The 5,804-nt window shown below is 41.8% G+C and carries 5 protein-coding genes and 1 pseudogene; all 6 read right to left on the bottom strand.

Annotated elements, in window-relative coordinates; all coding sequences use genetic code 11:
• Positions 1 to 511: 511 nt before the first annotated feature.
• The gene (locus tag QZ379_RS11830; RefSeq protein WP_291564984.1) at positions 512 to 697 is read right to left on the bottom strand and encodes a type II toxin-antitoxin system HicB family antitoxin; all 186 of its coding nucleotides are present in this window, start codon (positions 695 to 697) and stop codon (positions 512 to 514) included.
• 183 nt (positions 698 to 880) lie between these two features.
• Positions 881 to 1,282 carry an FKBP-type peptidyl-prolyl cis-trans isomerase gene (locus QZ379_RS11825; RefSeq protein ID WP_291564981.1) on the bottom strand — a complete coding sequence of 134 codons (402 nt, stop codon included), beginning with the start codon at positions 1,280 to 1,282 and terminating at the stop codon, positions 881 to 883.
• Positions 1,283 to 1,396: 114 nt separating this feature from the next.
• A complete protein-coding gene (locus tag QZ379_RS11820) occupies positions 1,397 to 3,103 on the bottom strand; it encodes an acyl-CoA dehydrogenase family protein (protein ID WP_291564979.1) in 1,707 nt (568 codons plus the stop codon).
• A complete protein-coding gene (locus QZ379_RS11815) occupies positions 3,103 to 4,122 on the bottom strand; it encodes an electron transfer flavoprotein subunit alpha/FixB family protein (RefSeq protein WP_291564976.1) in 1,020 nt (339 codons plus the stop codon). The genes QZ379_RS11820 and QZ379_RS11815 overlap by 1 nt, the downstream gene beginning before the upstream one ends.
• A 4-nt stretch (positions 4,123 to 4,126) precedes the next feature.
• Positions 4,127 to 5,014 (bottom strand): electron transfer flavoprotein subunit beta/FixA family protein, encoded by an 888-nt coding sequence (locus QZ379_RS11810; RefSeq protein ID WP_291564973.1) that lies wholly within the window; start codon positions 5,012 to 5,014, stop codon positions 4,127 to 4,129.
• Between the two features lie 213 nt (positions 5,015 to 5,227).
• Positions 5,228 to 5,804: pseudogene (locus tag QZ379_RS11805) on the bottom strand (DNA-directed RNA polymerase subunit beta'); the annotation flags it as partial.

Below are 5,804 nucleotides of genomic sequence, written 5' to 3'. Positions count from 1 at the left end.
GGGAGGATATGCTATGTATTATATACACATTATTTTAATATAATAAACGGGCTGTCTATTCTCCAACGGATGTGCAAGGATTTCTGTTTTACAAGAGAAAGATATGGGAAATGGATAACGGCACAAGGGAAATGGGAAAAATAAGATTGGTGAACTATTTATCTGAATGAACGGAAAGAAGAAAAAAACGCGCCGTCATGAAAACCGTGACACGTTCGTGTTACGCTTTCTGCGTCGAAAAATTCTAAAACAAACGAATTTACTTTACACTTTTATTGGTTAGTTACTAAGAAAGTTCACATCGTTTCTCTGTTCTTCCTGATAAACTTTACAAGAAAGAATTCATTTCCGCGAACTCACATATCTGTTAATTAAGGAACTGAAAATCACCATTGAAATAAAAACAAGGGACTATACATAAAAAAAACAAGGCCATACCTGTATCACACAGACACGACCTCAGGAAAGAAAGAGAGTGTTTTTATTAATTTAGATACTTATATTCATCAATTTATGCCATATCTTCCAAGGTAAAAACCGAACTTATTTCATTAAAGAAATCATGCGATATTTCCTGAATATTTTCTATAGCTTCATTTTCTGTTTCACCGTATGCACAACACTGGTTGTAATCAAGCGGATAAGCATAGAATTCACCATTAGGCAAACTTTCTATTACATAATTAACTTCATTCATATTTAGTCCCTCCTTTTTTAAGACACTGCAAAGTTAACCTCAGAATATTACAATCAGAATAACAGAAGGTTACGATGGTGTAAATTTAAATGAAGTAACTTAAAATATCAGAATCCTATTAACGACGATGCAGAAGTTATTATTGCCTACAGGAAAAAGATTGTTTATTTTAGTTATTGACAATCAAGCAATGCCCAAAAGTTCTATTTCGAAAACCAGAGTCGAAAATCCCGGTATTGGTCCGGACGTGCGTGTTCCATATCCAAGTTCATATGGGATATAAACCATCCATCTGTCGCCCACATGCATCAGTTTCAAAGCTATGCGCCAACCGTCAATCACATCCGTAAGCCTCAGAGCTTCAGGGCAACTGCGCTTCCATGAATTATCAAACTCCCTGCCATTGATAAGCGTTCCGCGATAATGCACGGTAACTATACTTCTGTCAACAGGCGAAACCTTACCGTCACCACTGTTGATAACTTTATAAAGGATGCCGAAAGGATGAGTTACTACACCTTCTTCCGCAGATATTTCCTTCAGAAATTCCTGATTCTTTATCTTATACTCTTCTTTTTTTGCCATAAATACGTTTTTTGTTCTGCACAAAGATATAAACAGAGAAGTAAAATCAAAAAAAATCGGAGGACAAGATACGTTTAATATCCCATCCTCCGAGCATTATTTATTTTTCAGATATTATTTTCTGTAGTTCAGAAGTTCTTCAGCACTGAACTTACGGATGAAATTGAAATGCTTTTCAACCTCCGCCTCTGCATAATTAACATATACGTTAAGTGACTGAGCGAACAGTTCAGGAGCCTTAGTAGCATCCTGCAGCAACAGATGACTCATTACGCACACTGCAGACATTTCGTACAGACGACGTGAAACGAAATCAAGCAATTCCTGATTCATAGCTTCTTTCACTGCATTTGTACAAGCCTCAAGTTTGCGAGTCATGTCTTTAATTCTGTTCATATAGCCTTCAAATTCAGGAGCGCAAGGAATCAGTTCATATTCATGGAGAGTAGCTGCATAAGCACCGTTTGTTACATAACGGATAGCAGCAACAGTCTGCAACTGAGTAGTTCCTTCGTAAATGCTGGTGATACGTGCATCACGATAAATGCGCTGACAAGCATATTCCATCATGAAACCTGAACCTCCGTGTACCTGAATACAGTCGTATGCATTCTGGTTAGCATATTCAGAGTTCATACCCTTGGCAAGAGGAGTGAAACTGTCGGCCAGTTTAGCATACTTCTTCTGTTCCTGACGTTCTTCAGGAGTAAGTTTGCGTTCGCGTGCAATATCATCAAGAGCCTTGTAGATATCCACATAACGCGCTGTCTGATACAAAAGAGCACGACCTGCATCAAGTTTAGCCTTGATAGTAGCAAGCATATCATATACAGCCGGGAATTCGATGATAGCCTTACCGAACTGCTTACGGTCCTTAGCATAAGCCAAAGCCTCATTGTACGCAGCCTGGCTCAGACCTACTGACTGAGCAGCAATACCAAGACGGGCACCGTTCATAAGAGCCATAACGTACTTGATAAGTCCCAACTTGCGTTCACCACAAAGTTCAGCCTTTGCATTTTTGTAAACCAGCTCGCATGTAGGAGAACCGTGGATACCAAGTTTGTTTTCGATACGGCGTACGTCTACACCACCGTCGTTCTTATCATAAATAAACATAGAAAGACCACGACCGTCGTGAGTACCTTCTTCTGAACGCGCAAGTACAAGGTGCAAGTTTGCATCACCATTAGTAATGAAACGCTTAACACCGTTCAGACGCCAGCAGTTATTAGCCTCATCGTAGGTAGCCTTAAGCATCACGCTCTGAAGGTCGGAACCCGCATCCGGCTCTGTCAAGTCCATAGACATTGTTTCTCCAGCACAGATACGAGGAATAAAACGGCTGTGCTGGTCTTCATTACCGAACTCATAAAGAGTCTCGATACAGTCCTGAAGAGACCAGATATTACCGAAACCGGCATCGGCCTGTGCTACGATTTCCGCACACATAGTATATGGAGTGATAGGGAAATTAAGACCACCGTAACGGCGAGGCATAGTCATACCGTTAAGTCCTGCCTTAACCATAGCATCAAGGTTTGCTTTTGTACCCGATGCGTATTCCACACGTCCGTTAGCACAGTGAGGACCTTCTTCGTCAACGCCTTCAGCATTGGCTGCAATCACCTCACCTGTAATTTCGCCTGTTATTTCAAGCACTTTATCGTATGAATCGATTGCATCAGCATAATCCTGTGGTGCATAATCGTATTCGTCTTTATCTCTATAATCGCGTTCTTTCAACTGACAGATACGCTCCATCAACGGATTGTTCAAGTGAAACTTGAGTTCCGGATGTTCTGTATAAAAGTTTGCCATTATTTACTGTTTTTCTTATAATACTTAATCATTTTCGGAATAACTTCTTCCACTGTTCCGTTAATCACATAGTCGGCTATCGCATTGATAGGAGCATTCTCATCATTATTCACAGAGATGATGATACCTGCATCCTGCATACCTGCAATGTGCTGAATCTGCCCTGAGATACCACATGCGATATATAATTTAGGATGAACAGTAACACCTGTCTGTCCAATCTGTCGGTCATGGTCGCAGAAACCGGCATCAACAGCGGCACGGCTTGCGCCAACCTCTGCATGAAGTTCTTTTGCAAGTTCGAACAACATATCGAAACCTTCCTTAGAACCCATACCGTAACCACCTGAGATAACGATAGGAGCGCCTTTCAGATTGTGTTTGGCTTTTTCCACGTGGCGGTCGATAACTTTCACTACATAGTCTGTTTCAGGAACAAACTTAGCCACGTCATGACGAATCACTTCACCCTGATAGTTTTCATCGAGGATTTCCTTCTTCATCACGCCCTCACGCACTGTAGCCATCTGAGGACGGTGTTCTGGATTGATGATAGTAGCAACGATGTTACCACCGAAAGCAGGACGAATCTGATAAAGCAGATTTTCGTATGTAATGCCTGCCTTCTTATCCTCATGACTACCTATTTCAAGCTGAGTACAGTCGGCAGTCAGACCGCTTGTCAATGCAGAAGAAACACGAGGGCCGAGGTCGCGACCGATAACAGTTGCACCCATAAGGCAGATCTGAGGTTTTTCCTGCTTGAAAAGATTTACGAGAATAGATGAATGAGGAAGAGAAGTATAAGGGAACAGCCCCGGAGCATCGAACACGTGAACACGGTCAACTCCATACGGCAAAACTTGTTTTTCTACAGCAGCAAGGTCGCTTCCGGCACAAATAGCTTCAAGCCGGCATCCCAACTCAGTGGCTAACTTACGACCTTTAGTCAAAAGTTCGAGACTTACATCGGCAACATGAGCGCCTTCCATCTCACAATATACAAATACATTATTCATAGTCTTATCCTATAGTGTGGTTAGCCAAAAGTTCAACAATAAGGTTTTCTACATCAGCATCACTTCCTGTGATAGTCTTGCTTTCCTTAGTCTGGAAGATAATGTTTTCAATCTTCTTCACTTTTGTAGGAGAGCCTGACAGACCGCACTGTTTTGTATCACCGTTTACGTCGGCTACACTCCATTCAGTGATGTTCAGATATGGACGGCTTTCGTAAAGCGAAGCGTATGGAAGTTCAGCACCATCTTTTGTTACGGCAGCCTTTTCCTGCGCACCAAGAGCACGTTTATATTTCTGAACCAGTCTTGCATTACGCGGACGGCAAGGAGCAGCACTACCGTTTACAGTCAATACAATAGGCAACGGACCTTCTACTGTTTCTACACCACCGTCGATATGACGTTTCACACGGATGCGTCCATCTTTCACTTCCTGAATTTCCTCAACATATGTAATCTGAGGCAATCCTAATTTTTCAGCAACCTGCGGACCAACCTGAGCTGTATCACCATCGATAGCCTGACGACCACCTACGATTATGTCATACTCACCAATCTTGCGTATAGCTGTTGCAAGAGCATAAGAAGTGGCCAATGTATCTGCACCTGCAAAAGCACGGTCTGTAAGCAGATATCCGTTGTCAGCACCTCTATACAGACCTTCGCGGATAATCTCGGCCGCACGACCCGGACCCATAGTCAGCATAGTCACAGTTGAGCCTGGATGAGCATCTTTCAGTCTTAGAGCCTGCTCCAAGGCATTCAAGTCTTCCGGATTGAAGATTGCCGGAAGAGCAGAACGGTTGATTGTTCCGTCTGCATTCATGGCATCTTTCCCAACACAACGAGTATCAGGAACTTGTTTTGCCAATACTACAATTTTTAAACTCATTAGATAAAATATTTTGGTATTAGTAATTTTCTGACGGCAAATTTAATGAAAGCATTTATACTACAAAACGAAATGCCACAAAATATGCACAATACGAATAAATATGAGCAATTAAAGTTAGTAAAACACACCTAATTGTATAAAACAAAGAAGGCAGCAACTCCAATGCCTAAGCTTATGGAATTACTGCCTCTTATATTATGAAAGAAGAAATTATTCTACATCGCTATAGTCCAAGATATTCTTCTTATTTGCCAATATTCTGTCGTATTCGTCTTTTGAGCCTACAACAATCTTTTCAAACTCACGCTGACCTGTACCGGCAGGAATCAAGTGACCGCAAATCACATTTTCCTTCATACCTTCCAGCTTGTCAACCTTACCGTTGATAGCAGCTTCGTTAAGAACCTTAGTAGTTTCCTGGAATGAAGCGGCAGACATGAAGCTTGAAGTCTGAAGAGCAGCTCTTGTAATACCCTGAAGTATCTGAGTAGATGTTGCAGGAACTGCATCACGTACTTCAACCAACTTGAGGTCACGACGTTTCAACAAGCTGTTTTCATCTCTCAACTTACGAGCTGTAACAATCTGTCCCGGTTTGAGGTTCTGTGAATCACCTGCATCCACAACAACTTTCTTACCCCAGATTCTGTCGTTCTCTTCGTTGAATTCCAGACGGTCAACCACCTGAAGTTCGAGGAATCTTGTATCTCCCGGTTCGTCAATCTGTACTTTACGCATCATCTGACGTACGATGATTTCAAAGTGCTTATCGTTAATCTTCACACCC

This window comes from Bacteroides sp. (assembly GCF_019417265.1).
GTDB lineage: Bacteria > Bacteroidota > Bacteroidia > Bacteroidales > Bacteroidaceae > Phocaeicola.
Note: the sequence above shows the minus strand (reverse complement) of the source record. Positions and strands in the feature narration are given on the sequence as shown.